Origin of the sequence: Actinomadura sp. NBRC 104425 (assembly GCF_030269545.1) — a bacterium.
Taxonomy (GTDB): domain Bacteria; phylum Actinomycetota; class Actinomycetes; order Streptosporangiales; family Streptosporangiaceae; genus Spirillospora; species Spirillospora keratinilytica.
The window spans coordinates 501410-526027 of the sequence record NZ_BSTN01000001.1; the positions used below are offsets into that span (position 1 = coordinate 501410).

23 protein-coding genes and 2 pseudogenes are annotated in these 24618 nt (G+C 73.3%); 8 read left to right on the forward strand and 17 right to left on the reverse strand.

The features are described 5' to 3' along the window. Positions 1 to 25: 25 nt before the first annotated feature. The 3 genes from QSK22_RS02310 to QSK22_RS02320 all read left to right on the forward strand — a co-directional run bounded on the left by QSK22_RS02310 (position 26) and on the right by QSK22_RS02320 (position 1468). A complete protein-coding gene (locus QSK22_RS02310; protein WP_285492212.1) occupies positions 26 to 823 on the forward strand; it encodes an RpnC/YadD family protein in 798 nt (265 codons plus the stop codon). Between the two features lie 147 nt (positions 824 to 970). Beyond that, complete coding sequence (locus QSK22_RS02315) at positions 971 to 1207, forward strand: hypothetical protein (RefSeq protein ID WP_285492213.1); 237 nt, start codon at positions 971 to 973, stop codon at positions 1205 to 1207. A gap of 75 nt (positions 1208 to 1282) precedes the next feature. Continuing rightward, a complete protein-coding gene (locus tag QSK22_RS02320; protein WP_285492214.1) occupies positions 1283 to 1468 on the forward strand; it encodes a hypothetical protein in 186 nt (61 codons plus the stop codon). A gap of 53 nt (positions 1469 to 1521) precedes the next feature. Here the strand turns inward: QSK22_RS02320 and tnpA are convergent. The 4 genes and pseudogenes from tnpA to QSK22_RS02335 all read right to left on the reverse strand — a co-directional run. Next, positions 1522 to 1740: pseudogene (tnpA, locus tag QSK22_RS02325) on the reverse strand (IS200/IS605 family transposase); the annotation flags it as partial. After that, complete coding sequence (locus QSK22_RS33645) at positions 1683 to 1832, reverse strand: DUF397 domain-containing protein (protein WP_352231398.1); 150 nt, start codon at positions 1830 to 1832, stop codon at positions 1683 to 1685. The gene QSK22_RS33645 and the pseudogene tnpA, both read right to left, overlap by 58 nt. Before the next feature lie 114 nt (positions 1833 to 1946). Then, complete coding sequence (locus QSK22_RS02330) at positions 1947 to 2141, reverse strand: DUF397 domain-containing protein (protein WP_285492215.1); 195 nt, start codon at positions 2139 to 2141, stop codon at positions 1947 to 1949. Further along, positions 2138 to 2950: a helix-turn-helix domain-containing protein gene (locus tag QSK22_RS02335; protein WP_285492216.1), complete on the reverse strand. Its 813-nt coding sequence runs from the start codon at positions 2948 to 2950 to the stop codon at positions 2138 to 2140. The genes QSK22_RS02330 and QSK22_RS02335 overlap by 4 nt, the downstream gene beginning before the upstream one ends. A gap of 121 nt (positions 2951 to 3071) precedes the next feature. Here QSK22_RS02335 and QSK22_RS02340 point away from each other — a divergent pair, with 121 nt between their 5' ends. Next, positions 3072 to 3380 (forward strand): hypothetical protein, encoded by a 309-nt coding sequence (locus tag QSK22_RS02340; RefSeq protein ID WP_285492217.1) that lies wholly within the window; start codon positions 3072 to 3074, stop codon positions 3378 to 3380. Here QSK22_RS02340 and QSK22_RS02345 read toward each other — a convergent pair. Next, positions 3358 to 3648, reverse strand: coding sequence for a hypothetical protein (locus QSK22_RS02345; protein WP_285492218.1), 291 nt, complete (start codon positions 3646 to 3648; stop codon positions 3358 to 3360). The genes QSK22_RS02340 and QSK22_RS02345 overlap by 23 nt on opposite strands. 195 nt (positions 3649 to 3843) lie before the next feature. Next, positions 3844 to 4368 carry a DedA family protein gene (locus QSK22_RS02350; RefSeq protein WP_285492219.1) on the reverse strand — a complete coding sequence of 175 codons (525 nt, stop codon included), beginning with the start codon at positions 4366 to 4368 and terminating at the stop codon, positions 3844 to 3846. A 190-nt stretch (positions 4369 to 4558) separates the two neighbouring features. On the opposite strand from QSK22_RS02350, the gene QSK22_RS02355 reads away from it, so the two are divergent. Beyond that, on the forward strand, positions 4559 to 6580 hold the full coding sequence (locus QSK22_RS02355) for an NACHT domain-containing protein (RefSeq protein WP_285492220.1): 2022 nt from the start codon (positions 4559 to 4561) through the stop codon (positions 6578 to 6580). Here QSK22_RS02355 and QSK22_RS02360 read toward each other — a convergent pair. After that, positions 6567 to 7160, reverse strand: coding sequence for a class I SAM-dependent methyltransferase (locus QSK22_RS02360; RefSeq protein ID WP_285492221.1), 594 nt, complete (start codon positions 7158 to 7160; stop codon positions 6567 to 6569). The genes QSK22_RS02355 and QSK22_RS02360 overlap by 14 nt on opposite strands. 257 nt (positions 7161 to 7417) lie before the next feature. Here QSK22_RS02360 and QSK22_RS02365 point away from each other — a divergent pair, with 257 nt between their 5' ends. Then, entirely contained in the window at positions 7418 to 7726 is a 309-nt protein-coding gene (locus tag QSK22_RS02365; protein ID WP_285492222.1) for a DUF6247 family protein, read from the forward strand. After that, positions 7723 to 7926 (forward strand): hypothetical protein, encoded by a 204-nt coding sequence (locus QSK22_RS02370; RefSeq protein ID WP_285492223.1) that lies wholly within the window; start codon positions 7723 to 7725, stop codon positions 7924 to 7926. The genes QSK22_RS02365 and QSK22_RS02370 overlap by 4 nt, the downstream gene beginning before the upstream one ends. A gap of 93 nt (positions 7927 to 8019) precedes the next feature. Here QSK22_RS02370 and QSK22_RS02375 read toward each other — a convergent pair whose 3' ends face one another. Together QSK22_RS02375 and pgfA are read right to left on the reverse strand one after the other, a co-directional pair. Beyond that, positions 8020 to 9135, reverse strand: coding sequence for an NAD(P)H-dependent flavin oxidoreductase (locus QSK22_RS02375; protein WP_285492224.1), 1116 nt, complete (start codon positions 9133 to 9135; stop codon positions 8020 to 8022). Between the two features lie 97 nt (positions 9136 to 9232). Then, on the reverse strand, positions 9233 to 10423 hold the full coding sequence (pgfA, locus tag QSK22_RS02380) for a cell envelope lipid trafficking protein PgfA (protein WP_285492225.1): 1191 nt from the start codon (positions 10421 to 10423) through the stop codon (positions 9233 to 9235). 201 nt (positions 10424 to 10624) lie between these two features. Here pgfA and QSK22_RS02385 point away from each other — a divergent pair, with 201 nt between their 5' ends. Then, positions 10625 to 11884, forward strand: a complete 1260-nt coding sequence (locus tag QSK22_RS02385; RefSeq protein ID WP_285492227.1) for an acyltransferase family protein — start codon at positions 10625 to 10627, stop codon at positions 11882 to 11884. Between the two features lie 1042 nt (positions 11885 to 12926). On the opposite strand, the pseudogene QSK22_RS02390 reads toward QSK22_RS02385, so the two are convergent. The 8 genes and pseudogenes from QSK22_RS02390 to QSK22_RS02425 all read right to left on the reverse strand — a co-directional run. Then, a pseudogene (locus QSK22_RS02390) lies at positions 12927 to 16058 on the reverse strand (alpha-(1->3)-arabinofuranosyltransferase domain-containing protein); the annotation flags it as partial. Between the two features lie 57 nt (positions 16059 to 16115). Continuing rightward, complete coding sequence (locus QSK22_RS02395; RefSeq protein WP_285492228.1) at positions 16116 to 17429, reverse strand: glycosyltransferase family 4 protein; 1314 nt, start codon at positions 17427 to 17429, stop codon at positions 16116 to 16118. After that, positions 17426 to 18238, reverse strand: coding sequence for a glycosyltransferase (locus QSK22_RS02400; protein ID WP_285492229.1), 813 nt, complete (start codon positions 18236 to 18238; stop codon positions 17426 to 17428). Before QSK22_RS02400 ends, QSK22_RS02395 begins: the two co-directional genes overlap by 4 nt. Before the next feature lie 36 nt (positions 18239 to 18274). Beyond that, positions 18275 to 18406 (reverse strand): hypothetical protein, encoded by a 132-nt coding sequence (locus QSK22_RS02405; protein ID WP_285492230.1) that lies wholly within the window; start codon positions 18404 to 18406, stop codon positions 18275 to 18277. Then, entirely contained in the window at positions 18406 to 20118 is a 1713-nt protein-coding gene (locus QSK22_RS02410; protein ID WP_285492231.1) for an MmpA family trehalose lipid delivery protein, read from the reverse strand. The genes QSK22_RS02405 and QSK22_RS02410 overlap by 1 nt, the downstream gene beginning before the upstream one ends. A 45-nt stretch (positions 20119 to 20163) precedes the next feature. Continuing rightward, entirely contained in the window at positions 20164 to 22284 is a 2121-nt protein-coding gene (locus QSK22_RS02415) for an acyl-CoA dehydrogenase family protein (protein WP_285492232.1), read from the reverse strand. Between the two features lie 106 nt (positions 22285 to 22390). Next, complete coding sequence (locus QSK22_RS02420; protein ID WP_285492233.1) at positions 22391 to 23590, reverse strand: hypothetical protein; 1200 nt, start codon at positions 23588 to 23590, stop codon at positions 22391 to 22393. A gap of 52 nt (positions 23591 to 23642) precedes the next feature. Then, positions 23643 to 24533 (reverse strand): EI24 domain-containing protein, encoded by an 891-nt coding sequence (locus tag QSK22_RS02425; RefSeq protein WP_285492234.1) that lies wholly within the window; start codon positions 24531 to 24533, stop codon positions 23643 to 23645. Positions 24534 to 24618: the final 85 nt, after the last annotated feature.

Genomic DNA, 24618 nt, shown 5'->3' on the forward strand with positions numbered 1-24618 from the left:
GATCGCCGGACACCTCCTGACCGAAATGGGAATTGAGATCTCCGAGATACACGACGCCTCGGAGGTCTCCGAATCATGCACCGACCACAAGACCAGCGAATACATGGCCGACGCCGCCGTCCTGCTCAAAACCCAGGACGGCCCCTGGGGCGTGGTCGTCGAGGTGCAGCGCAACGACAGACTCCACGACAAGCAGTACACCTGGCCGCTGTACCTGGCCACACTCCGCGCCCGCCACGAATGCCCCGCCACCCTCCTGGTGATCGCCCCCCAACCCGCCGTCGCCCGCGCCTGCGCGGCCACCATCGAGACCGGCCACCCCGGATACGACCTCACCCCCCTGGTGCTGCGCCCCGAACACGTCCCGGTGATGACCGACCCGGACGCCATCGCCGCCGACCCGGCCATGGGCGTGCTGTCGGCGATGTTCCACGCCGGCCCCGACGACACCCTGGACGCGGTCGTCCAGGGGCACGACAAGATCGCAGAAGCGGACCGGCTGACAGCACGCCGTTACTATGACTGGGTGAGCGCCCTGCTCCCCGAGGCGGCCCGCAAGACCCTGAGGGAGAAGATGAAGACCGCATCCCGCTGGTACAGCGAAGACGCCCAAGCCTGGATCGCCGAAGGAATCGCCGAAGGCAAGGCCCAGGGCAAGGCTGAAGGCAAGGCCGAGATCCTCCTGCAGATTCTGCGCAGCCGAGGCATCGACATCACCGAGGAGCAGCAGCAGCGCATCAGCGAGTGCAGGAACCTCGAACAGATCGAGGCGTGGGTCGACCGTGCACTCACCGCAACATCGGCCGACGAACTGTTCGACTGACACCACGGGCACGAACGTCCAACTCGGCCTGAACCGCGTGGCTCAGGCCGCTGACGTGCCCGGCATAGGTGAACGGGCGTCGTCGAAGTACAGCGCAACGACACGCTCGACAAGACACGCGAGGCGGCCGGGAAGACCTTGGGGAAGATGAAGACCGCATCCCGCTGGTACAGCGAAGACGCCCAAGTCTGGATCGCCGAAGGAATCGCCGAGGGCAGGATCGAAGGGGAAGCCAAGAGCGTGCTGCTGATCCTGGAGGCCCGCGGCATCACGGTGACGGACGAGCAGCGGCAGCGGGTCCTCACATGCACGGACCTCCAGCAACTGGAGACATGGGTCCGCCGAGCCGCCACGATCTCCTCAGCCGACGAACTGTTCAACTGACACAACAGACACAAACGTCCAACACGGCCTGAGCCGCGAGGCTCAGGCCGCTGGGGTGCCCTCGGGCGTCATCGAGTGCAGCGCAACAACTGCGTGTTTCCTCAGGAGGTGTTCGAGGGCAAGTCAGCTGCCAGGTTCGCGGTAGAAGCCAGGCTGCCGGAGGTCACCAGCGGCAAGACCCGCAACGAGGACGGCAGTCATACGTTCCGTCTGTCGCATCATGCGAGCAATTCATGGGCGGCCGCTACGCCCCGGTTCTGACCTGAGAGTTTGCGGCGCAAGCCCCGGCCTTCAGGCCGAAGTTAGCCGCACCTTCAGCCCGGTCGCCGCTGCTGCTCGACGTACTGCCGGACGATTTCCAGTGGCGCACCGCCACACGATGCGGCCAAGTGCGAGGGCGACCACAGGTGATTGCGATGTGTCCGGACCTGGTGGTGCTTGCGCAGTAGCCGGGACGACACACCTTTCAGCGAGTTCACCAGCGTCGCCACCGCAACCTTCGGCGGGTACTCCACCAGCAGGTAAAACCGATCAGCGCCTCAACGACAGCCACTTCAACACATGTGCTACTAGAGTCCTCACCTGAATGGCTGGACTTGCGCCAGAGAGGGTCGGCGTGCTTCACGGTGTTTCCTTGATCGACTCCGGATTCGCCACGGAAGCATCACCTGTCGATCACCGACACTCCCGTTAGCAGTCGCTCCGGCGCCCCTTTCCATGGCGAGCGATCACTACAGCTTCAGCGGTCGCCAGACTTGATCTGCGACAGGAGAGCAGCGAACGCAGACCGGGCGAGGCGCAGGTGAGGGCCGTCGGGGTCCTTGGAATCCCGAACGCCGATCACTGCTTCAAGGGCAGCCACTTCAACACATGTGCTGCTGGACTCCTCCCCGGAATAGCTCGACTTGCGCCAGACGGGGGCGTGGCGATTCATAGCGCCTCCAAGATCGACTTGATCAGTGTCCCAGACTCACCGACCGGGAGTGCTTCACCTTTGATCATGTCGAATCGTACAGCCAGACGGTGCACGTCGATAGGCCGCGCTACTACTCCACCGAGCCCCAATGCCCCCTCGACAAAGGCGACGTCGTTCCCCTCTGCGAAACCAAGAACGGTAAAGCCGCTGGACACGTAGACCGGAGCGCCGCTGGGAATGACCTGCACAGTGTTGCGGGGCTCGTTGGCGCTCTTGAGCAGGTGTGCGAGTTGTTCTCGCATCACCTCGGGTCCGCCGACCGGATCACGCAGCGCCGTTTCCTTGATCAGCACCGTGATGAACGGCGGTTCGTCTCGCTGGAGGATGTCCTGGCGGCCCATGCGAGCGGCGACGGCTTGATCGAGAACGTCCGCACGTTGCCCGGCGCTCAGCAGCTGCCGGGCGTACCGCTCGGTCTGGAAGAGCCCGGGAATGTGGAGCGGGTCGTAGATGCGGACGGAGTCGGCCTGGGCCTCTTGCTCCGAGTAGTTCTGGAACGTGAGGTTCCAACCCGCTTCGCGGATGACGTGCCAGTACTGCTCTTCGAAGTAGTCGGTCTCGTGGAGGCGGTCGAGTTTGACGCTGACGTCGAGGGTCGGGAGGCGGCGGAGGTTCTCGACGGCGGAGATGGTCTTGGGTGAGACGTTGCAGGCCGCGCCGACCTCGGCCTGGCTGAGGCCGTCGCGTTCGCGGTAGCGGCGCATGCGCTGGACGAACGCGGCGGCGCAGCTTTGCTTGGGGTCGAAATCGCGCTCTTCGGGCTCCATGGGGGGCTCCTCGTATCTACCGCGGGCGTGTGTCTGCTCACGTACTTCCGGACCCTAGGTCCGCAGCCGCAGCCTTGAGGGCGCTTTACGGAAAGTGACGAGATGATCACCTGGAGGCAACGTGATCTCTGAGGAGGCGCGTCGGCTGCGGAGAGTCAAGCTGCTGGCGCTGGACGACGTGGGCATGCGAGCGCGGATCATCGACTACACCCTGCGGCCGACGCTGCTGCGCTGCTGGGACCCCGTGCAGATGGGGCCGACCCTGCTGGTGGTGTGCGTACGGACGGCCGAGACCGGCTGCCGGTGGCAGTTCCGCTTCCACCCATCCGGGGAGCTGATCGGTGACGCCGAGGACGTCATGGACCCCGACGACGCCAAGGACGCCGCGCTGACCATCACGGCGGCTCTCATCGTCGGACGGCGGGCCTGACGGCGGCCAGCCGCACCGCCAGCGCGCCCGCCCGCTCCGGCCGACCCGCCGCCGGTACGGCCTGCACCGCCCAACCTCGGACCACCACCACGGCCACCACCGGCACGACCGGCGCCGCCCCGGCCACCCCCAAGACGGCGACCGCCGAACCCACCGGCCCCGCGGACCCGGCCCGCCGCGCCGGCGGCGATGGCGACCGGCGCGGTGCTTGCTCCACGAAGGCGAGCGCGGGCGGCGAGGACGCCCGCCGCGTCAACGACACCGCCACGGCGTTGGATTGTGGCCCTGATCGCGCTGACGGGCGAGATGGTGGAAGCCGAGCAGGATGGGTGGGGGCGGTTGGGTTGGTCCTGCCTTCCTTGCCAACGGGCGGCCGCCATCACGGTTCATGTCGTCGAGTGGGCGGCGTCGCCGTCTCCGTGCTGTTCCCCCGCAGACGTCCTTGAGGCGCGGCGGGGGGCGGTCAGCGGAGGAGGCGGAGGGCGCGCCAGAGCACGTAGCAGGCTAGGGCAGCCGGCAGGAGGGGCGGGCCCAGCAGGCTTGACGCGGCGCGGACGCGTTCCAGGGCCGTGCCCGAGGCATGGCCCGCGAGGGTCAGGCTCGAACCCCATACGCATGCGGCGGCCAGGTTGGTGGCGGCGAAGCGGCGGTAGGGGATGGAGGCGTCCGCCGCCATGCGTGGGAACAGCGTCCGCAGGCCGCCAATGCAGTGGGCGGCGAACGTCACCGTAAGAGGGCGCGTCCGGACGTGGGCGAGCAGGCGGGCATAGCGGGCCCCTGTCAGCCGTGCGGTCAGCCGGCCGTCGCCGCGCGCGTAGCCGTAGTTCGCCCCGGCGGCCGAGGCTGCGACGACCGTGGCCGCGACGGCGCCGAACGGGCGGTCGCCGTACGCGGGATGGGTGAGGAACCCGGCGGTCACGACCGTCGCGGTGCCCGGGAGCAGCAGGCCGGCGAGGAGACCGGACTCGGCGGCCAGGATCAGCGCCACCGTCGCCAGCAGCAGCGGCAGCGGAAGTTCGGCGAGGCGGTCGAGGAGTCCGGTGATGGCGCCGCCTCCTCCCGGCGAGACTGCGGCGAGTCTAGGAGGCGCGGACGCCGCAGCGCGACGAAATGGCCGGTAGTGGGCTGCGCACGTGACGGCACTGACACCGGCGTGCGGTATTGCCGATGATGGGGGCATGGGGAGGCGACCGCTCGCATGGCTGGGCGGCGCCCTCGTTTTCTCCGCCATCGCCGTACTGGGGATGCTGGGTCTGCTTCCCAGCCTGGACGACGCGGACAAGATCGCCAGTGTCGTCGGCGGCACCGCCGGGGTGCTCTCGTTCATCGTGGCGGTGCAGGCGCTGCGGGCCCAGCGCCGCGCTGGCGGTCCGCCGCCCGAGGAGGAGCCCGCGCGCAGGTTCCGGCTCGCGTTGAGCGAGCTGACCGAGGCGGTCCCCGAGCAGTGGCGCGTCGAGGCCGCCACCCGCGGCATCGGCGACAACGACCGGCTGCTGACGTTGCGCTGGTCGGCGCGGTCGGCGTCGGCGCTGTCCGGGGCGGCCGAGGTCCGCGAGCTGAACGGCCCGGAGCAGGTCGTGGCCGCCTACGCCGCCACCGGCGCCGGGCGGCTGGTGATCGTCGGGGGTGTCGGCAGCGGCAAGTCCGCGCTGGCCGTGCTGCTCACCCGCGGTTTGGCCGAGCAGTGGCATGCGCAGGGCGGCACCGCTCCGGCGCCGGTGTACGTCTCGCTCGCGTCCTGGAACCCGGAGGTGGAGGGCCTGCGGAGCTGGCTGGCGCGCCGCCTCGCCGACGACTACCCCTTTCTGCGCAACCGGGCCAGGTTCGGCACGGACGTGCCCGCGCGGCTGGTGCAGCGGCGCGGCGCGCTGCTGTTCGTCATGGACGGGCTGGACGAGATCCCCGCCGACAAGCGCGCCCGCGCCCTGCGCGAGATCGAGCGCGCCGACCTGGCCGACATCGTGCTCACCTGCCGCACCGACGAGTACGACGAGGTGCTGCGCGACAGCGGCATGACCGTGGCCGGTGCGGCGCACGCCACCATCGAGCCCCTCACCGTAGGCGATCTGGATCTGGAGTTCCTCACCTACGGTTATGCGCCCCAGCAGGCGCGGCGGTGGATCCCCGTGCTGGAGCGCGTGCGCCGCCGTCCGCAGGGCCGGCTGGCGCAGACGCTGCGCAGCCCGCTGATGGTGTCGCTGGCCCGCGACGTGTACCAGCATCCCGACCGCAACCCGGCGGAGCTGATCCGCCCGAACGCGTTCCCGACCCAGAAGGCCATCGAGCGGCATCTGGCGCACGCTTTGATCCCGGCGCTGTTCCGGCCGCCTCCTGACGACGATCAGCGCGGCTCCTGGGACAGCCGTGAGGCCGAACGCTGGCTGCGCTACCTTGCCGGGGCCCTGCCGCCGGATGAGAAGCAGATCCGCTGGTGGGAGCTGTCGCAGCTGGCCCGCGGCCCGGACCGGGTGCTGTCGGCGATGTTCGGCGCGGCCGCGATCGGCCCGGCGATCGGCCTCGGTTTCAACCTGCTGTGGGGCCGCTGGGCTGGGCTGGCCATCGGGGCGGTGTTCGCACTGGCCATGGCGGCTGCGGCGATCCGGACGCTGCCGCCGCCGTCGGCCCTGTACTTCGGCAGGCTGCGCAAACTGTGGGCGCCGGTGATGGGCGGGCTTGAGGTCGGCGCCATCGCGGTGGTCGTGTGCAGCATCCGGGAAGGGCTGGCGCTCGGCGTGCCCGCGGGGCTGTTCCTGGGGGTGCCCATCGGTTTCGTGTACGCGTGGGCCGCGCCGGACGCGACCGTCCGCACGGTGACGCCCCGGCGGCTGCTGTACCAGGACATCCGTGTGGCGTTGGTGTTCGGCCTCACCTACGGCGTCACGACCGGCGGTGTGGTGGGGTTCGCCGTGGACGCGTGGTACGGGGCCGCCTTCGGCCTGTTCTGCGGGCTGTCGGGGGCCTTCTTCTACGGCCCGGTGTGGCTGCTGGCGTTCCGCGTTGACAACGTGGGGGCCATCGCGTGGGTGCACTACACGTTCGCGCGGCTCGCCCTGGTGCCGCGCCGCCGACTGCCCTGGCGGACGCTGGCGTTTCTGGAGGAGGCGCACCGCCGCGGGGCGCTGCGGCAGGTGGGGGCCGCGTACGAGTTCCGCCATCAGCTCGTGCGGGAGGCGCTGGCCGGCCCGGCTAACAACCCTTGACGTCCCGGCGCGGGGCGCGCGCCCGGTACACGACGGCCGGTGGCACGTTGGCCCATACGACCGGGCTGACTGCGACGTGGGTGAAGGCCGTGCGCAGCAGCCGCGGCAAGCGGCGGGCAGGCGGCATCCATAGCGCGTGGACGTAGGCGTAGGTGGTGAAGCAGCCGTCATCGGTGAGCGCGGCTTGTACGGCGGTCATGATGGTGCGCTGCTGGGCGTCCGGCATCAACGCCCAGGGGAGGCTGCTGACGACCGCGTCGACGCGTGCGGCGCCCCAGGCGTCCAGTGCCGGGCCGAGTTCGGCGGCGTCGGCGCAGACGACCTCGACGTCGGGCCACCGCCGCGCGACCAGCCGGGCGAGCCGCGGGTTGACCTCCACGGCGAGGTGCCGCCGCGGTTCCCGGTGCCGGATGTGGTCGGTGACGGCGCCGGTGCCGGGCCCGAGTTCGAGCGCGACTCCGCGGCGGGGGACGGCACCGGCGAGGACCTCCGACAGCCGCCGCCCGCTCGGCGCGACGGCTGCGACACGTGCGGGATCCCGAAGGAACTCCCGTAGGAAGACCCCCGCGTCATGGCCCATCACGCGAGCGTACACGCGGCGGATTCGAGGAGCGATGCCCCGCGATGACCGATCCACACCCCTACGGCGCCCATGGGATAAGTGGCTGACAGGAATCCGCCGTGACGTCCGGACAGGGCCGAGAGGACATGTCAGGCACTGATAGTAGCGATATGACTTCAAGGCGCTATCTGTGCTGGTATCTTCGGCGCCAGAGTGTGATGACGCGGCCGACGACGGCCCAGGACGAGAGCATCCCCACGAGTACGCTGGCAGCCATGCCCGCTCAGCCCGTGGACCCCGCGCCCGAGCAGCCGCACGACCCCGGCTACGACCCGGCCGCGATCTTTCAGGCGCTGCCGCCGCGGTTCCGGAAGGACTTCCGGGCCGACTATGACGCGGCCCTGGAAGCAGCACACGACTTCGACCAGTTCAAGCGCATTCGCGAAGTACTGCATCTTTGGCGCCTGCGCTCGGTGGCGTATTCCCATCCCCACTACGAGGAGGCCATCCGGGCCGCCAAGGAAGGACGGGACGAAGAGTTCGTCGGGGCCGACCAGATTCCCGGCTGGGCGGGACGCCTGTGACACTCAAGTTCGGCGGGTTCTTCGGGCGCGCACTGCTGGAGTTGAACGGCCTGCCCGAGGAGGTAGTGCACGGGCCGCTCCTGGAGCGGATCTTGGAGCTGCTTGAGGCTCCCTGGGACTCCGTGCCGGTGCGGCGCGGCGAGACCTTCGTGCGGCAGGCGTTCTTCGGGGACGACGCCCAGGGGCTTTTGACGTTCTAAGTCCTCGAAGAAGAGGAAATCCTGCGCATCACCGACATCACTTGGCTGGGATGAAGGCACAGGGCGGGGCGGTGGGGGCGCCCCGCCGGCGGGTCAGTCGGCGTTGGTGAGGGTGTTGAGGCGTTCGATGGCCTCGATGTACTCCTCCATGAGTTCGTAGACGACCTGGGCGGCGGGTTTGACCTGGTTCATGGAGCCGACGATCTGGCCGACGGGGAAGGTGGCCAGTTCGCCGTCGCCGGAGCGGTTGATGCGGCGCAGGGCGTCGGAGATCAGCATGAACTGCATGGGCATCGGCAGCGGGCCGGGGGATTTCTCGCTCTCCCACGCCTCGGTCCAGGCGGTCTTCAGCATGCGGGCGGGCTTGCCCGTCCAGGAGCGGGAGCGGACGGTGTCGCGGGAGGTGGCCGCCAGGAGCTTGGCGCGCTGCCGCTCGGGGGTGTCGGCCTCGTCGACGGTGAGCCAGATGGAGCCGGTCCACACGCCGTCGGCGCCCAGGGCCATGCCCGCGGCGACCTGCCGGCCGCTGCCGATGCCGCCGGCGGCCAGGACGATGGTGTCGGCGCCGACCGCGTCGACCACCTCGGGGATCAGCACCATGGTGGACACGTCGCCGGTGTGACCGCCCGCCTCGGTGCCCTGGGCGACGATGATGTCGACGCCGACCGCGACCTGCTTGCGGGCGTGCCGGGCGTTGGAGGCCAGGCCCGCGACCTTCACGCCGCGCCGGTGGGCCTGCTCGACGACGTCGGCGGGCGGCGGGCCGAGGGCGTTGGCCAGCAGCGCGATCGGGTGCCGGAGGGCGACCTCGACCTGCGGGCGGCCGGTGGCGTCGGTCCAGCCGAGCAGCACCTTGCCCGCGCCCTCCTCGCCGAGCGGTTCCACGCCGTGCTCGGCCAGCAGGTCCTCGACGAACTGCCGGTGCCGGTCGGGGATCATGCTCTGCAGCCGGGCGACCAGTTCGGACGCGTCGCCCACGTCGGCGCCCTCGTATTTGGCGGGCATCACCACGTCGACGCCGTAGGGCCTGCCGCCGACGTGCTCGTCGATCCACTTCAGCTCGAGTTCGAGCTCCTCGGGAGTGAAGTACAGGGCGCCGAGGACGCCCATGCCGCCGGCGCGGCTCACCGCCGCGACCACGTCGCGGCAGTGACTGAACGCGAAGATCGGGTACTCGATGCCGAACAGTTCGGTGACTCGGGTCCGCACAGCCTCGACCATAAGCGCCGGACACCGAAACTGCAACAGGTTCTATTTACGTTTTGGTTTGGTTGGTCGGCGTTGGAAGCCGTTCTTAGAACGGGTATCAGCCGTGCCGGGCGGCGTAGGAGCCGGGCGGGGCCGGCGGGCGGCGGGGCGGGGCCTGCGCGGCGGGGCTCCGGGACGGGGCGGCCCCGGAGGCGGCGCCGCCCGCGGAAGGCTCGGCGGCCGCGGCGGCCGTCGGGGCCTTGGCGCGCGGCGCAGGCGGCGGCGACGGTGCGGACGGTGCCGGCGGCGGCCCGGCGGCGGGCTTGGGCGCGGCGGGCACCGTCTTGAAACGGCCGTCGGGGCGGCGCGGCGGCGGGGGCGCGGTCGGGCGGCGCGAGGCGGCGGTGAGGGCCAGCCGGCCGCCGACGACCAGCAGGATCAGGCCCGCGGCCAGGGACCCGAACGGCAGGTAGCCGCGGAAGATGGAGATCTTGAGGGCGTTGGCGTTCGCCAGGTCGACCAGGGACTGCTGGTCGCGCTCGATCGTGCTCAGGTCGGCCTGCGCGGTGACCATGCGGCCGCGGCCGTCGGGGGTCTGCACGGTGCTGTAGATGTTCTGCCGATGCCGGACCGGGATGCCGGTGCGCGGGTCCACCCAGACGGTGTTGGTCGCCTGGGTGTAGCGGTCGACCTTCTGCGGCGGGCTGTTCTTGCCCAGGCCGAGCAGGTTGCCGGGGATCTTGACGTCCAGGGACGAGGTCCGGGTGTTGGGGATCTGCTGGACGAACCGGTAGGCGGTCATGCCCTGCACGGTGTCCTCGCCGTCGTAGCGCATCGGCGCCAGCTGCTTGGTCGTCATGTCGAAGAACGGGTAGTCGACCTTCTCGACGCGGCCGAGCGGGAACAGCAGCCCGTACCCCGACATGCGGACGCTGCCGTCGCCGTCGACGTTGACGCCGCAGCAGTTGACCAGCTCGGAGGTGCGGCGGTCGAACGCCATGCGGTAGCTCTGGATCTGGATGGGCTGGTCGGGGTTGGCGGTGTCGACGATGTTGGTCGTGGAGTCCCACACCGCGATGTCGTCGTTGCCGTTGTTGGCGCGCACGTCCCCGCGCAGGGTGTTGGTGGCCAGCAGGGTGGCGCCCGTGCGGGTCTTGAGGGTGGAGGTGTCGAAGTAGGTGGCGTTGCGCGCCTCCAACCGCGTCACCGCGTACCGGTTGAGCGGCGCGACGAGGACCTTGTCGGCCACGTAAAACCGGACCAGCGGGCCCAGCGTCAGGAAGAACGCGCCGAGGCCGATGAGGGCCATTCCGACGGATCGTCGCACGTACACCTCCGGGAGGACCGCCGGATCCGGCGTGGTGCGCGTCACCCTACCGGACCGCTCGGACGGTCCGTCTAATAGGCCGATGCCGCGAACCGCTTTTCGGACGCCCCGATTCGCGAGCTTTGGTCGCTGAACTGAGGAGACGCCCCGCCGTTAGGCTACCGGCAGGTAAGCTCCGGGGCCATGGTCGCCGCGCAGCGCCTCCCGTCCGACGACGGCCTGCCCCAGATCTCGGGGCACCAGAGCACGCTCGACGGGGTGCGCGCGGTCGCCGCATTGGCCGTGGTCGTCTACCACGTGGCCAGTACGTCCGGCGCCATCGGCCGCACCTGGCTGTTCAACGGCGGCCAAGTGGGCGTCCCGCTGTTCTTCACACTGTCGGGGCTGCTGCTCTACCGTCCCTGGGCGGCGGCGGTGCTGCTCGGGCACCCCTCCCCCAGCGTGCTCGGCTATCTGCGCAAGCGGGCGCTGCGCATCCTGCCCGCCTACTGGGTCGTGGTCGTCTGCTTCATGCTGCTGGTGGCGAAAGACCACATCGGCGACACCGGCACGTGGGCGTTCCTGCTCACCCTCACGCACACCTACCTGCCGCACCCGTGGTGGGGCACGAGCCTGGGGCCGTCGCACCTGGGGCAGATGTGGAGCCTGTCGGTGGAGGTCGCCTGGTACGCGCTGCTGCCGGCCACAGCGGCCGTGCTGGGCCGGTACGCGCGGCGCGCCCCGTCCGGGGACGTCGACGCGCGTGCCCACAGGCTGCTGTACGGCCTCGCCGCGTACGCGTTCGTGTCCCTGGCCTACACGGTGGCGATGTTCGTCCCGCAGCCGCGTCCGCTGCTGGGCCTGTGGGTGCCGCGGTTCTTCATCTGGTTCGCGATCGGCATGGCCCTGGCCGTGGTCACGGTGTGGGCGCGGACGGACACGCGCCGCCCGGTCGCGCACGTGTGCCGCACGGTGGCCGACGCGTGGGGCGCGTGCTGGCTCGGCGCGGCCCTGCTGTACGTGATCGCCGCGACCCCGGTGACGGGCCCGCTGGACCTGGTGACGCCCGACGCGCTGTGGACCTCGCTGTTCGACCTGGTGCTGAACGGGCTGTGCGCGGTGGCGTTCGTGGCGCCGGTGGCGCTGGCGCCGCCCGGGCACGCGGCGATCGGCGCGGCGCTCGGCAACCCGGTGATGCGTTTCCTCGGCCGCGTCTCCTACGGCGTCTTCCTGTGGCAGATGCTGATCATCGTCGGTTGGTACGAGTGGCGCGATCGGGTGTTCCGGGGCGATCTGCTGCCCGATCTTCCGCTTCTGCTGGCGGCGACCATCGCAGCGGCGACGGTGAGCTACTTGCTGGTGGAGCGGCCGGTTCAGCGGGTGGCGCGGGCGTGGGATCTGCGGACGCAGGCCCGCCGGAGGAATCGGAGCCGGGCGGCCGCCGGTCCGGTGCCGCCCAGTTGAGCCGGATGGCGCCGCCTGCGCGGCGGCGGGCGCCGGGCCGCCACAGCTCGACGGCCAGGCGTCCGACGACGGCCAGGCCGAGCAGCTGTGGGACGAGGCTGTCCAGGGTGCCGGACGGCGACGCCGGATTGCCGGTGATCTCCGGCCACACCGAGGCGATCAGGCATCCCGTCCCGGCCAGCATCAGCACGGCGGGCACCCACGGCGACGCCAGGACCCGGGCGTACGCCGCGTCCCGTGTGCGCGCCCAGCCGCACACCAGCGCGACGGGCAGCGCGACCGCCGCACCGGGCGGCCCGGAGATCAGGCCGCCCAGCCCGGCCGCGGCCGCCAGCGCCGCCCAGGCGGGCCAGCCCAGCCCGGCGGGCAGCGGCCCGTAGTCGGGCCTGCGGCGCCGGGACGGCCACAGCGCGAGCAGCAGCAGGAGGGGCAGCAGCGCCAGCCCGCCCAGCACCGACACCCGCTGGGCGCGGTCGGGCTCGTAGGTGAGCCGGACGACGCCGTGCGTCCCGGCGGGCACGACCCAGCCCTGCTTCCACCCGTCCAGCCGGACGGGCCGCAGTTCGGTGCCGCCGACGGTGGCCCGCCAGCCGCTGTTGTAGTTCTCGTTGACGGTGAGGAACGAGCGGCGGTCGGCGTCGACCTGGACGCGGCGCGTCCCGGCCGACCATTCCAGCACCTGCACGGGCCGATTCGCCGCCGCCGTGCCGGCCGCCGCCGTTGCCGTCGCCGTGCCGTCGCCGACGACGGCGGTCTCGACGCGGTAGGCGTCCTGCGGCGCGGACGCCAGGCGGTTGTCCCCGGCGCGCAGCGCGACCTGCCCGCAGGCGGTGAACCGCAGGGGGCGGCCTTCCAGCACGTCGCCCAGGGTGCCTTCGACGCGCGTGCGCACCGTGACGCCGCCGAGCCGCAGCTCGGGGCCGAGGCCGCAGCCCAGCCGCAGCGGCACCGACCGGATGTCGGGCAGCGCGCGCAGCCCCGGAACGTGCACTTCGCTGATCTGGATGGGCTGCAGGCGCCCGTCGCGGGGGAACGTCAGGGTGAGCCGGTCGGTGGTCATCGGCGCGAACGTCAGCCTGCCCTGCGCGTCGGTCACCACCTCGCGGCTCTGTCCGCCGTACCCCTCCACCCGGACGCGCACCGGGCCGTTGGCGCCGGGCGGCCGCCGCAGGGTGATCGTGGAGACGCGCAGCGGTGTGCGCCATCGCAGCACGTAGGCGGGGGCGTCGTCGTCGGGGTCGGCGATCCAGGCGGTGGCGGGGTCGCCGTCGAACGCCGATCGCGGCTGGGCCGCGGGGTGGTCGGAGATGACGGAGGTGGCGGCCACCCAGGGACCGCCGCGCGCGGTGGTGTACCGCCTGATGAGCCGCCGGTCGGTGAGCACGGCCGTGCCGGACAGCCGCGTGCGGGTCGCCGCCGCGGCCGTGAACGTGCGGTCGAAGCCGCCGCCCTCCTCGTCGCGGACGCCGAGGTCGTCCGAGCACACCCAGCGCTGGGAGCCCTTCATGCAGTCGGGCGCGCCTCCGGGGGTGCGGCTCATCACGTACGTGGACGCCGGGACGTTCGGAAGGCGGTAGGTGCGGCCGGCAGTCAGCCCGTCCACGGCCAGTTCCGCCACGCCCGCGCGGGCCAGCGCCGGGAACGCGGGCTGCGAGGCCAGTGCGGTGATGCGCAGCCGCACCCAGCGGGTCGCGCCCTGCGGGACGCGCAGCTGCTGCGGATTGCCGTCGGCCCGGACGGCCTGCTCGAGGACGCCGCGTTCGGTCTGCACGGCGACGCGCGTGACGGCGGGGCCGAGCTCGTCGTCGCGGACGAACGCGGCGGTCAGCACGCCGATCTCGCGGGCGCGTGCGAAGTCGATCTGGAGCCACTGCCCCACCGGCCCGTTCCAGCCGCCGGTCTTCCAGGCGGTGGCGGGGTTCCCGTCGACGGCGGCGTACGGGGTGGCGGACGGGTCGTGCGCCTGCGGCACCCCGTCGAATCCGGACGCCGACGACGACGCCGTGACGTTGCGGATCCCGGTGTATTCGGCGACGGTGGCGTAACGCTGCCAGCCGTCGTCGAGCACGTCGGACGCCTTGCCGCGTTCGGCGGCGGTCAGGGTGTGCGAGGTGTGGTCCAGCTCGCCGAAGTCGCGCTGCACCAGGCGCGGCGAGTCGCTCACCGCCGCGGATCCGCGCAGGTCGGAGGCGTCGTCGTCGAGCAGGACGGGACGGTCCGGCAGCACGCCGCCGTCCGCCATGGCAAGCAGCGACTCCGGACCGCCGTACACGCGCGGCGGGTCGGTCGCGTCCGCGAGCGTGACCACCGGGTCGGCGCCGGACACCTCGTACACCTCCAGCGGCGCGACCGGCTGGTCGAGGGCCGAGACCGCGTCGTCGACGGCCGCGCCGCCCACCGGCTTGCCGAAGGAGGCGACCCGGCGCAGCCCGGGCGAGGCGTCGAGCGCCTGCCGCACCCGCCCCGGCCAGGCGCCGCGCAGCGTCTCCCGGCGCAGGTCGTTGCGGACCAGGACGTACCGCACGCCCATGCGCCCCAAAAACTGCGCCAGCCCGGGCGAGCCCCGCCCCGATCCGACCTGCCGGTCGACGGCGTCCAGCGCGCGCGTGTAGCCGGGGGAGCCTGCGGGCACCAGCTGGCGCACGCCCCAGCGCGCCGTCAGCAGCGGCTGGACGATGTCGTCCATCGGCCGCCCCCACAGGTACTCGCCGAACGACGACCCGGGCAGCGCCAGCACGGCCTGCCGTCCGGCGCGCGCGTTGAGCCAGGACGCCGCGTCCCGCCAGTACCCGGGCACGTCGGGGAACTCGCCCGGCCCCGAGAGCCCGTGCCGGGCCGCCGTCACGCCGATGCCGCCGACGGCCACGATCGCCGCGGTCTGCGCGGTGAGCAGGGTCCGCGCACGGGACCGCAGGGCTGACGGGGCGCCGGTGCCGCGCCGCGCGGCGGCCGCCATGACGGGCAGGTGCGCCAGGCCGAGCGCCAGCGGCAGCCGCACCACCGCGTCGAACTTGTGCAGGTTGCGCAGCGGCGCCAGCGGCCCGTCCAGCAGGTCGCGCAGCTGCGCGGCGAACGGGCCGGGCAGGTCGCCGCCGTGCCCGACGGTGATGATCGCCAGCCCGGTCAGCAGTGCGACCAGCAGGAACGTGCGTTCGGGCAGCAGCCGGCCGAGCAGCCCGGCCAGGCCGAGCGCCGCGACGACGCCGGTGCAGGCCATCGGCAGCGGGTCGAGCGCCAGGCCGTTGCCGAGCGGCCACCACACGGTGCCGTCCACGACCAGGTAGTTGATCCACCGTTCGGCGCCGCGCAGCACGTTGACCAGCCCGGTCGGGCCGGTCGTGGTGGCGGCCTTCTCGGTGTAGGTGAGCCAGGAGAACCCGTACGTGCCGGTGAGCAGCAGCGGGACCAGCCACCACAGGGACGCCGCCGACACCGCCGCCGACCACCACGCCAGGACGCGCAGGCGGGGGGCGCGGCGCGGCCGGGTCAGCAGGTACAGGATGGGGACGACCAGCACGGCGGCCGTCGCGGTGGCGTTGATGCCGCCGCAGCACGCCACCGCGACCCCGGACCGGGCCGCCGCGCGGATCCGGCCGCCGCCGCGCACCGCGCCGACCAGCGGCAGCACGATCCACGGCAGCATCGCGACCGGCATGTACTCCGACGACAGCTGCCCGAGCGCCGCCACCGCGCCGGGCGCCAGCGCGTACGCCATCCCGGCCAGCAGGCGGCCGCCGGGGGTGCCGATGCCGAGCCGCGCGGCCAGCCGGCGGACGCCGAGGAACGCCGTGCACATCAGCAGCGACAGCCACCACCGCTGGGTGATCCAGGCGGGCATGCCGGCCAGGTCGCCGAGCGCGTAGAACGGGCCCATCGGGAACAGGTAGCCGACGGCCTGGTTCTGCAGCTGGCCGAGCTGCTCGGGGTCCCACAGGTGCAGCGCCCGGCCGAGGAACGCCAGCGGACGCACCGGCATGTCGATCTTTGTGTCGGCGAGGATCATGCCGGGGCGGGTGGAGAAGGCCAGCGCGGTCAGGGCCAGGCAGCACACGGCGGCGCGCAGCCGGTCCCGCAGCCGCGCCGCCGCGTCCCCGGCGTCCGCCCCGGGCGCGGGCGGCGGGGCGGTGGCGGCCGCGTCCCCGGCAGCGGCCGCGTCCGCCTCACCCACGGCCATCTCGCCCCCCGTTCCTGTCCTGGATCCCCACACTTGGTCTCTTCGGCGGCGAGGTCGTCAGGGAGAACCGTCCTCCGGGTGGCCGAGGAGGCGTTCCAGCGGGGTCGCCGTCCGCAGCACCCGCACCGCGCCGCCGTGTTCGGCCACGAGCATGTCGCGGACGGGGCCCTCGACCACCTGCACGGCACCATCATGGGCGACGACGAGCGCGCGCTTGTCGCCGGTGGCCGCCGTCCCCGCGCGGACGGCGGATGTCACCAGGCGGGCCATCCGGTCGGCGGTGCGCGCCCAGTCGAACTCGCCCGCCCAGCGGCGGCACGCGTCGGCGACCTGTTGCCGCCGCGACGGGTCGCCCAGCTCTTTCAGGGCGCGTTCGACGACGTCCGCCAGCGGCTCCCCGGGGGCGGCCAGCCAGCCGGTGACTCCGTCGCGGACCGCGTCGCGCAGGCCGTCGACGTCGTAGGCGACCGTGGGCACGCCGTGCGCCGCGGCCTCGATGACGCTCAGCCCCCACCCTTCGCCCTGGGACGCGCTCAGGTGCAGGTCGGCGCGCGCCACCAGAGCCGCCTTCACGTCCTCGGGCACGTAGCCGTGCAGCGTCACCGTGTGGTCGAGCCCCCGGGCGGCGGCCTCGGCGGCAAGGGCCGCCCGCTCGGGCCCGTCGCCCACGATGTGCAGGCGCAGAGCGGGATGGGAGGCGGCCAGGCGTTCCACCATGTCGAGCAGGCGGCGCGTCCGCTTGTGCGGGACGAGCCGCGTCACGCACACCAGCTCGGGGTCGCCGCGCTCGGGCAGGTCGGCGGGCGGCGTAACGGGAGCGGAGGCCACGCCGTTGGGCACGACATATGTCGGCCCGTCCCAGCCCAACCGGTCCCGCACCGCACGCAGAGTGGACGGTGACACGACCACGAAGGCGTGCCGCCGGTACGTCCACCGGCTGACCGGCCCCTCCAGGAACCGGCCGATCCGCGCCAGCCACCCGGGGAAGTACAGGCCGAACTGGGCGTCGTGCACGTGGTGCACCACGCAGAACACCGGGACCCGGCGGGGCAGCGCCCACGGGGTGAAGAACGGGATGCCGTTCTGGCAGTCGATCACCGCGTCGAGGGACCGGCGCCGCACCGCCGTCCACGCCAGCACCAGCGGGTAGACGGTGAACCGGCCGCCCAGCCGCGTGAACCGCACGCCCTCCACGACCTCGCGGCGGCGCTGCCCGGGGGCCCGGCACGTCACATAGCGGACGCGGGCGCCGCGCGCGGCCAGCCGCCGCGCCAGCTCCCAGGCGTACCGTTCGGCGCCGCCCGCCGCCGGGTGCCGGGGGTCGCGCCAGTTGACGACCGCCAGGCGCAGACCGGCCAGATCGGCTGTCATCCGCGTCCGGCGCCCGCGACGGTCGGCAGCGGGGCGGGCTCCGCGCGGGCGGCGGGCACCGGCGGCCCGACCCGGCCTGCGCGGGCGCGGGCCGCCGGGCCCGTGCGGATGCGCAGCAGGTCGCGCAGGCACTCCAGGGAGTGGCGGCGCACCGAGAACGTGCTGCCCGGACGGTCGTGCCACACCACCGGGACGTCGGTGATCGACGCGCCGCGCCGCACGCAGTGCGCGAGCAGCTCGACGTCGAACGCGAACCCGGTCGTGCGCAGGTCGGCGGCGGCCGCGCGGGCCAGCGGGCCGGCGAAGAACTTGAAGCCGCACTGGGTGTCGGTCACCCCGTCGGCAAGGTCGCGGACGAGCCGGTTGAACACGATGGCGCCCAGGCGGCGCAGCGGCCGGCCGTACCCGTCGACGACCGAGTCGGGGTGGCGCCGCGACCCGACCACGACCGGCCGTCCCGCGCTCAGCAGCGCCAGCACGCGGCGCAGCGCCGACAGCTCCGTGGCCATGTCGGCGTCGCAGAACCCCACGTAGGGCGCGCGGGTGGCGAGCATTCCGGTGCGCACGGCCGCGCCCTTGCCGCGCCGCTCGCACGACAGCAGCCGGACCGGGACGGGCCCGTCCCAGCCGCGCACGATGGCGGCGGTGCCGTCGGTGCTGGCGTTGTCGACGACGATGACGCCCGCGGCGACGGGCAGGGCGGCGAGCTCGGCGCACAGCCGCGACAGCCCCGCCGGGAGCCGCTCGGCCTCGTTGTAGGCCGGGACGACGATTTCGAGGACGGCGGGGCCGGAGGTGGGTGCGGCCATGGGGCCTCCGGACGGCGGACGGCGGTGGCGCCGCGGTCAGCGGGAACCGTAGTTGTAGAGCGGCTTGATGACCGGGTCCTTCTGGGAGGCGCTGGCGAGCTGCACCGCGCCGAACGAGGCGACGGCTGCCAGCAGGACGCCGACCAGAGCGGAGATCGCGATGCGCATCAGTCGACCCTTCGACGGGGGTTACGGCCGAGTAGCGGGGTGCCCAGAGTAATGGCTGAGCCCAGCCATGACCAGACGATCGCGATACCCGTGACGATCCAGGCGCCCGCGACGGCCGCGGTCGGCACCCGTTCGTCCCGCACGTCCGCCGCGCCGTCGATGCGGTACAGGACGAGGTCGCGGCCGCGCAGCACGACCTTTGCGCCGGCGAGCCGCCGCGCCTGCGAGCCTGCGTTGGCGGGGTCGTCGACGGCGACGTAGCGGACGCCTTCGCGGCGCAGCGCCTCGGTCAGCGCGGCGCCCGACCGGATCAGCGGGTCGAGGCGGACCGCGCGCGGGTCCTCCGCCGCGACGGTGGTGCCGTCCACGGTCACCGCGTCGTTGGCGATGACCCTGCGGTGCAGGTAGCGGGGCAGCGGGTCCAGGACGCGCCGCCCGTGGTTCCACTGCGGGCTCCGGTAGGCGGCCCAGGGAAGCAGCAGCACCACCCCGGGCTGCTCGTCGGCGTGGACGATGTCGCGTGCCCGCGCCCAGTCGTCCGGGTAGTCGACGGCGCGCAGCTGCCCGGCGGCGCCCCACGCCAGCGACGGCAGCAGCACCACCGGGGCGAGCACCGCGCCCGCCGTGACCGCGCCCAAGCGCGCTTGCGCGGCCCGGTCGGCGGCCACGCCCAGCCCCACGGCGACGACGACGGCCAGGGGCGCCGCGTACTGCTGCCCGTCGCGGAACACCGCGAACCCGGACCACAGCCCGATCAGCCCCTCCAGCACGGGCGCCGCCACAGCGCCCAGGGCCGCCACCGCGAACCCGACCGCCGCCGCCCCCGCCAGACCGCGTTGCCAGGGGGCGTCGGTGTTCGCACACCACCGCCCGTAGGCGAACAACGCCACCAGCACGACGGCCAGCCACACCCCTGAGGTGACGGCGTTGCCGTATGCGGCGGGCACGGTCTCGCCGTTCCAGACGCCGCCGAGCAGCAGCAGGCTGCCGAGCGTCCCGAACGGGGTGTCCGCGCGCGCGGCGAACGCCTCCACCGCGCCGCCGTCCCCCGGCACGCCCCCGGCGCGCAGCAGCCCCGGCACGAGCCAGGGCAGGCTCAGCACGGCCAGCGCCAGGACGACCCGCAGCACCCCCGCGCCACGGCGCCGCGCCGCCGCCACGGCCAGCGCGGTGATGCCGGACACGGTCAGCGCGGCGAACCCCCCGATCGCCGCGGGCAGCAACGCGCGTACCAGGCGCCGCCCGCCGCCCCGTGCGTCCGCGTCCGCCGCCGCTGCCGCCACCCACGGCAGCGCCGCGTACCCCAGCAGCAGCGCCCACTGCCCCAGCAGCAGGCGCTCGGCGACGAACGGGTTCCAGGCGTAGCAGACCCCGGCCGCGAGCCTCGGCAGTATGCGCGGCGAGGGGACCAGCGACGCCGCCGCCATGCACGCCATGACGAAGACGGCGAGCAGGACGACTTTCTGTGCCACGTCCCCCGGGAGGACGGTGGCGAGCGCCGCGGCGAACGCGTCGCTGGGGACGTGCCGGGGCACCGTCCCGGTCACCCCGAACGTCCACGGCGTGAACCCGGGGTCGGGCACGAACACCATGTCGTACGACAGCACGAACCCGGGCGCCAGGCCGGGGCCGAGCACGAGCAACCCGAGCCCCAGCCCGGTCAAGGCGGGCAGGGGCCACCCCGTCCGCCACGTCCGTCCCCCCGCTGCCATCAGACGTCCGACGTTAACGCCTACCGGCCCGCGATGTCCGTCCGTTCAGTCGCGGGGCAGGCCGAGGATGCGTTCGCCGATGACGTTGAGGTTGACCTCGGTCGTGCCGCCGCCGATGGTCATCGCGCGGGACGCCAGCAGGTGGCGGGTCCACCGGCGGCGCAGCTCGGACTTCCATCCGCCGGTCAGGGCGCCCTCCTCGCCCAGCAGCGTGAAGCCGTACTCGGTGACGCGCTGCCCGTGCTCCATCGCCACCAGCTTGCGGACGTTGGCGGTCGCGCCCGGGTCGGTGCCGGATATCTGCTTGAGGGTGGCGCGCAGGCCCAGCAGCGTGAACGCGTGCTCGTCGCAGGCCAGCCGCCCCAGTTCGTCGCGCACCACCGGGTCGTCGGCCAGGCCCAGCTCGCGGGCCAGCCGCACCAGGCGGGGCAGGTCGCCGCCGAGCTGGAAAGTGCTGGTCAGCCCGACCCGCTCGTTGGCCAGGGTGTTGCGGGCGACCCGCCAGCCCTCCCCCGGCCCGCCGACCACCAGCTCGTCGGGGACGAACACGCCGTCCAGGAACACCTCGTTGAAGACGGCGTCGCCGGTGCATTCGCGCAGCGGGCGGATGTCGATGCCCGCGGAGGCCATGTCGATCAAAAAGTAGGTGAGGCCGTCGTGCTTGGGCCGGTCCGGGTGGCTGCGGGCCAGGCAGATGCCCCACTGCGCGTCCCGGGCAAGCGACGTCCACACCTTCTGCCCGGTGATCCGCCAGCCGCCCTCGACCTTCTCCGCGCGCGTGGACAGCCCGGCCAGGTCCGAGCCGGCGCCGGGCTCGCTGAACAGCTGGCACCAGATGATCTCGCCGCGCAGCGTCGGCGGCAGGAACCGCTCCTTTTGGGCGGGCGTGCCGTACTGCACCAGCGACGGCACCACCCACCCGGCGATCATCAGCGGGACCGGCTGCACGCCCGCCGCGGCCAGCTCCTGCCGGATGACGATCTGCTCGACGGGCCCGGCGTCGCGGCCCCAGGGCTTGGGCAGGTGCGGGGTGACCCAGCCGCCCTCGGCCATCGCGGCGCGCTGCTGCGGGAGGTCCATGGCGGCCATCTCGGCGATCTGCGGCCGGATCCGCTCGCGCAGCGGCGCGGCCTCCTCTTCGGGCAGGTCGATGTCGGCGGGGCGGCGCACGCCCGCGACCGCCAGCTCGGCCACCCGCGCCCGGGCCGCGCTCGCCCGGCCGAGCAGCGCCCGCAGCGAAAGCGCCCGCCGGTAGAGCAGGTGCGCGTCGTGCTCGAAGGTGTAGCCGATGCCGCCGTGCACCTGGATGTTGCCCTCGGCGCAGGTCACGGCGGCGTCGGCGGCGAGCGCGTCGGCCACCGCCACCGCGTACCGGCGCTGCTCGGGCGCGTCGGCGCCGGTCAGCGCGCGGGCGGCGTCCCACACGGCGGCGCGGGCGCGTTCGACGGCGATCAGCATCCGGGCGCACCGGTGCTTGACGCCCTGGAACTGCCCGATGGGGCGGCCGAACTGCTCGCGGGTCTTGGCGTAGGCGACGGCGTCGTCCAGCGCGCGCCCCGCCACACCGCACGCCTCGGCCCCCAGCAGGACGACGACGATCGCGTGTACGTCCACGTCCGGCGCGAGCAGGCGCTCCTCGGGCACGTCGGCGAGCGCGCCGGCGACCGCCGCGACGGGGCGCGTCAGGTCCAGCGACTCCAGTTCCGACACCTCGACCCGGTCGCGGTCGACCACGGCCCAGCGGTCCCCGGCCGGCACGACGAACACGTCGGCGTCCGCCGCGCCCAGCACCGGCGGCCCGCCGAGCCCGCCGAGCGCCACGCAGCCGGCGCGCGAGCCGTCCGCCAGCCCCGGCAGCACCTCGGCCTTGAGCGCCTCGGATCCGCCCGCGTCGATGACGGCGGAGGCCAGGACGGTCGGCAGATAGGCGCCGGGGGCGAGGGCCCGGCCGAGCTCCTCCAGCGCGACGGCCTGTTCGAGCAGGCCGAAGCCCTGGCCGCCGTACCGTTCGGGAAGGTGCAGCCCCGGCAGCCCCTGCGCGGCGAGCGCCGCGCGGAACCCGCTGTCGTCGGCCTCCCGCACGGCCTTGGACGTGACGTGCCGTCCGGTGAGCCCGCGGACCGCCTCGGCCAGCCGTTCGTGTTCCTCAGTCAGCCCGATCGCCATGCCCGGCCCCTTCTCCTCGGCGTGCGGCGCACAGCCTAATAGAACGCCATTCGGTTGCCGAGGGGAAGACCGCCCCCAAGGGCGGTGAAGAGGCCGGCGGCGCCGGTCAGGTGGTGCCGGTGCGGGACGCGGGCTTCAGCCCGGACAGGAACCGATTGACGTCCGGCCACTTCTTGCGGTGCGTGTTCGGCACCGACGCGAACACCACCGCCGGGGCGGGCTTGCCGGTGTCGATCACGGCGGTCGCGACCACCTCGCCGGTGGCGCGCACCCCGGCCCGCTTGTAGGTCAGGTACGAGGCGACCAGCCAGCCCTGGCGGCCGCCCACCGGCAGCGCCTGCGACGCCAGCGGCGACGACTTGTGCGGGAACTGGTAGTACGTGGCCTCGATGTCCTTGGCGGCCAAGGCGGCCACGGACCGGACGCTCGACGGCCCGTCGTAGGAGCCGCGCAGCGCCGGGGCGAGCGTGCCGGTGAGCAGCTGCCCGTACCAGATCCGCCCGCCGTTGCGCTCGGTGACCAGGATCTGCTGCCCCGACCAGCCCGACACCGCCAGCTTGTTCTGCTTGGTCGGCACCTGCCAGGGCTGGGCCAGCCGCGGGTACGACAGGCCCGCCTGGGCGTCGGTGACCTGCGCCAGCACCTTGCTGGGCTGCCCGGGGAAGCGGCGCAGCGGACGGTCGGCGGGCAGCGACACCGCGGGCTCCTGGACGCCGCGCGTCGTCGCCCCCTTCTCCTCGCCGGAGCCGGAGTCGTCGTCGCGCTGCTTGACGTAGTAGACGGCGCCCGCCGCCAGCAGCCCCAGCACGAGCAGCCCGACGCCGCCGTACAGCGCCAGCCGCGACCGGCCGCGGTCCTCGTCGACGTCCGGGGCGGTGGAGCCGCCCAGCTTGGCGTCGGCGGCCGCCTCGTCGGCCATCCACGCGGGCATCTGCCAGTTGCCGCTGCTGGGGCGGCCCGGCTTGGCGGGGGTCGCGGTGTTCGACGTCGGCGCCTGGTACCGCGGGTCGGCGGCGCCGTCCGCGTCCGGCCCGGCCCCGTCGAACAGCTCGCCTTCCCACCGGTCGGCCTGCCCGGCCTGCTCGCCCTGCTCGTCGTTCGCCGACCGCTCGGCCCGGTCGCCGGACCCGGCGGCCGCCGCCCCGGCGGGGGCCTTGGCGGCCCCGGCCTTGGCGGGCTTGGCGTCCGGTATGGGCGCGACCTTGACGTCCTCGGCCTCCGGCGGCGTGGCGCCCGAGCGCTCTCCCCTCTCGCTACCGTCGCTCATCTCGGTCCAGCGCGCGTCGCGCTCCCCCTGATCGGACATGCGGCACACGTTACGCGAAGATCACTGGGGGCACTGCCGCCCCCAGTCACACTCAGGAAACAATCAGACGTTCCCGCACCATCAGTGTGGCGCCCGCCACGGCGGCGGGCATCATCACCACCGCCGCCAGCGGCACCATGAACGTGACGAACGTCGCCACGCCGAACCCGACGGCCAGCGGCCGGTACCGGCGCAGCACCGCGAGCCGGTCCCGGCGCAGCAGGCCGCGGCGTTCCAGCGCCACGGAGGTCAGCTCAACGGCCAGCAGGGAGCCCGACACGCACGCCGCCACCACCGGCACCACGGTCTGGCCGACGACGGGCAGGAACCCGCAGGCGAAGAAGAGCACGGCGAACAGCAGGGCGATCAGGCCCATCACGATCGCGTCGCCGATCGCCCGCCCGATCTGGGTGAGCAGCGGCACGTCCGGCTCCGGCGGGGCGCCGCCCTGCGACTCCTCCACCCGCACCGAGATCGCCTCGTAGAACGGGTCGCCCACCAGCAGCGTCACCGCGGTGAACGTCACCACCGCCAGGAACAGCGCCGCCCCGAAGATCGCCACACCGGCGACGATCCGCGTGGCGTCCCGCAGCCCGGACGACCAGCCGTCGGCGAACGGCGTCACCCACCCGGCCAGGTCGCCCAGGTTCCACGCCAGCGCGACCAGCCCCGCCGCGTACACCGCGAGCACGATCAACGCCGGGATCAGCCCGAACAGCCACTGCGCGGGGCGCCGCGCCACCCAGGCCAGCCCCCGGAACAGGTAGCCGACCCCGTTGAACAGGTCCTTGAACCACGACGGGCGGGGCGCCTCCGCGCCGCCCGGCATGTTCACCTGGCCCATCGGCCCCTGCGGGCCCGCCGCGCCGTGCGGGCCCGTCTGCACCGGTCGCCCCGTCCGGCCGGGGACGCCCGGCCCGTGCTGCTCGTACGGCTGAACCATGGCCCCAACCTAGCGGCCTCGGGATCACTCCGCGATCAGTGCGTTGCGCTCCGCTGCCGACCTGCGCGCCCTGCGAAGGTACCGG

What these genes read in the sequence shown, in the direction of transcription:
- pgfA (WP_285492225.1), bottom strand. Translation starts at nt 10,423, where the DNA reads ATGGCCCTCATCGGCCTCGGCGCGTTCTTCCTGACGCTGGGCCCGCTG.
- QSK22_RS02425 (WP_285492234.1), bottom strand. Translation starts at nt 24,533, where the DNA reads ATGGTTCAGCCGTACGAGCAGCACGGGCCGGGCGTCCCCGGCCGGACG.
- QSK22_RS02335 (WP_285492216.1), bottom strand. Translation starts at nt 2,950, where the DNA reads ATGGAGCCCGAAGAGCGCGATTTCGACCCCAAGCAAAGCTGCGCCGCC.
- QSK22_RS02315 (WP_285492213.1), top strand. Translation starts at nt 971, where the DNA reads ATGAAGACCGCATCCCGCTGGTACAGCGAAGACGCCCAAGTCTGGATC.
- QSK22_RS02420 (WP_285492233.1), bottom strand. Translation starts at nt 23,590, where the DNA reads ATGTCCGATCAGGGGGAGCGCGACGCGCGCTGGACCGAGATGAGCGAC.
- QSK22_RS02385 (WP_285492227.1), top strand. Translation starts at nt 10,625, where the DNA reads ATGGTCGCCGCGCAGCGCCTCCCGTCCGACGACGGCCTGCCCCAGATC.
- QSK22_RS02405 (WP_285492230.1), bottom strand. Translation starts at nt 18,406, where the DNA reads ATGCGCATCGCGATCTCCGCTCTGGTCGGCGTCCTGCTGGCAGCCGTC.
- QSK22_RS02410 (WP_285492231.1), bottom strand. Translation starts at nt 20,118, where the DNA reads ATGGCAGCGGGGGGACGGACGTGGCGGACGGGGTGGCCCCTGCCCGCC.
- QSK22_RS02365 (WP_285492222.1), top strand. Translation starts at nt 7,418, where the DNA reads ATGCCCGCTCAGCCCGTGGACCCCGCGCCCGAGCAGCCGCACGACCCC.
- QSK22_RS02310 (WP_285492212.1), top strand. Translation starts at nt 26, where the DNA reads ATGGGAATTGAGATCTCCGAGATACACGACGCCTCGGAGGTCTCCGAA.
- QSK22_RS02400 (WP_285492229.1), bottom strand. Translation starts at nt 18,238, where the DNA reads ATGGCCGCACCCACCTCCGGCCCCGCCGTCCTCGAAATCGTCGTCCCG.
- QSK22_RS02330 (WP_285492215.1), bottom strand. Translation starts at nt 2,141, where the DNA reads ATGAATCGCCACGCCCCCGTCTGGCGCAAGTCGAGCTATTCCGGGGAG.
- QSK22_RS02360 (WP_285492221.1), bottom strand. Translation starts at nt 7,160, where the DNA reads ATGGGCCATGACGCGGGGGTCTTCCTACGGGAGTTCCTTCGGGATCCC.
- QSK22_RS02415 (WP_285492232.1), bottom strand. Translation starts at nt 22,284, where the DNA reads ATGGCGATCGGGCTGACTGAGGAACACGAACGGCTGGCCGAGGCGGTC.
- QSK22_RS02355 (WP_285492220.1), top strand. Translation starts at nt 4,559, where the DNA reads ATGGGGAGGCGACCGCTCGCATGGCTGGGCGGCGCCCTCGTTTTCTCC.
- QSK22_RS02395 (WP_285492228.1), bottom strand. Translation starts at nt 17,429, where the DNA reads ATGACAGCCGATCTGGCCGGTCTGCGCCTGGCGGTCGTCAACTGGCGC.